This is a genomic window from Laspinema olomoucense D3b (assembly GCF_025370785.1).
GTDB classification, from domain to species: domain Bacteria; phylum Cyanobacteriota; class Cyanobacteriia; order Cyanobacteriales; family Laspinemataceae; genus Laspinema; species Laspinema olomoucense.
This window is the reverse complement of the sequence record NZ_JAMXFA010000090.1, coordinates 1-1770: the sequence shown is the minus strand read 5'-3', so window position 1 is coordinate 1770 and position 1770 is coordinate 1. Positions and strand designations below refer to the sequence as shown.

Below are 1770 nucleotides of genomic sequence, written 5' to 3'. Positions count from 1 at the left end.
CTATGGATCCTTTCCATCCCTAGGGGTTTTTTATCTAGTATTTCTACCTAAAAAACTTTTCTGTCACTGGAAAGCTATACGCTGTAAGGATTTCAGCGATTTCTTCCAAATTTTCCTAAATAGTATTTTCTGTCAATGACAGATTTTGGCTGTATTAGTAGGGCAACTCATCCCACGAACCCTACGAACCCACGAACCCTCTACGAACCCTTAGAACCCTCTACCAGAAAGGGATTCAGGGTTATAAAGATTCGTAGAGGGTTGACGATCGCCCCAAGGGGAACGTTCAAGCCGGTCCGGTCCAAGGGGATGGTTCAAGCCAGTCAGTCCCAAGGGGAACGTTCAAGCCGGTCAGTCCCAAGGGAAGAAGTTGACGATCGCCCCAAGGGGAAGGGAAGGGATGGGTGGAAGGATGGGGGAGGGAGTAGCACGATCGCCCCAAGGGAAGGAAGAAAAACCACACAACCGGCTAAATATCCCATAATTAAGCCGGTTCGAGTCGCCTCACTTGTAAATAATCTGGCACATATCCATAAGTACATCACTTGCATACATATATACATCACTTACATTGACAATCAAGCGCGTACATATCCATAAGTACATCACTTGCATACATATATACATCACGTACATTGACAATCAAGCGCGTACATACCACAAGTACATCACTTGCATACATATACACGCTATGTATATACATAAGTACAACAATCCCTCACCATAAGTACATCACGTACATAAATATACACGCTATGTATATACATAAGTACATCACGTACATACATATACAAGGCGTGTATATACATAAGTACAACTCACAAAGTGAGAAAATCGATGTCAGACGTTTATACAATGTGAGCTGTACTTAATGTTGTACACTAATTAGTGTACAACATTAAGTACAGCTCACATTGTATAAACGTCTGACATCGATTTTCTCACTTTGTGAGTTGTACTTATGTATATACACGCCTTGTATATGTATGTACGTGATGTACTTATGTATATACATAGCGTGTATATTTATGTACGTGATGTACTTATGGTGAGGGATTGTTGTACTTATGTATATACATAGCGTGTATATGTATGCAAGTGATGTACTTGTGGTATGTACGCGCTTGATTGTCAATGTACGTGATGTATATATGTATGCAAGTGATGTACTTATGGATATGTACGCGCTTGATTGTCAATGTAAGTGATGTATATATGTATGCAAGTGATGTACTTATGGATATGTGCCAGATTATTTACAAGTGAGGCGACTCGAACCGGCTTAATTATGGGATATTTAGCCGGTTGTGTGGTTTTTCTTCCTTCCCTTGGGGCGATCGTGCTACTCCCTCCCCCATCCTTCCACCCATCCCTTCCCTTCCCCTTGGGGCGATCGTCAACTTCTTCCCTTGGGACTGACCGGCTTGAACGTTCCCCTTGGGACTGACTGGCTTGAACCATCCCCTTGGACCGGACCGGCTTGAACGTTCCCCTTGGGGCGATCGTCAACCCTCTACGAATCTTTATAACCCTGAATCCCTTTCTGGTAGAGGGTTCTAAGGGTTCGTAGAGGGTTCGTGGGTTCGTAGGGTTCGTGGGATGAGTTGCCCTACTAATACAGCCAAAATCTGTCATTGACAGAAAATACTATTTAGGAAAATTTGGAAGAAATCGCTGAAATCCTTACAGCGTATAGCTTTCCAGTGACAGAAAAGTTTTTTAGGTAGAAATACTAGATAAAAAACCCCTAGGGATGGAAAGGATCCATAG

At 42.6% G+C, this 1770-nt stretch carries 2 protein-coding genes; one reads left to right on the top strand and one right to left on the bottom strand.

The features are described from left to right. Nucleotides 1–323 precede the first annotated feature (323 nt). Nucleotides 324–551, bottom strand: a complete 228-nt coding sequence (locus tag NG792_RS28740; RefSeq protein ID WP_261237795.1) for a hypothetical protein — start codon at nt 549–551, stop codon at nt 324–326. Nucleotides 552–1219: 668 nt separating this feature from the next. Between NG792_RS28740 and NG792_RS28735 the strand changes: the two genes are divergently transcribed. After that, on the top strand, nt 1220–1447 hold the full coding sequence (locus tag NG792_RS28735) for a hypothetical protein (protein ID WP_261237795.1): 228 nt from the start codon (nt 1220–1222) through the stop codon (nt 1445–1447). The last annotated feature ends 323 nt before the right edge of the window (nt 1448–1770 follow it).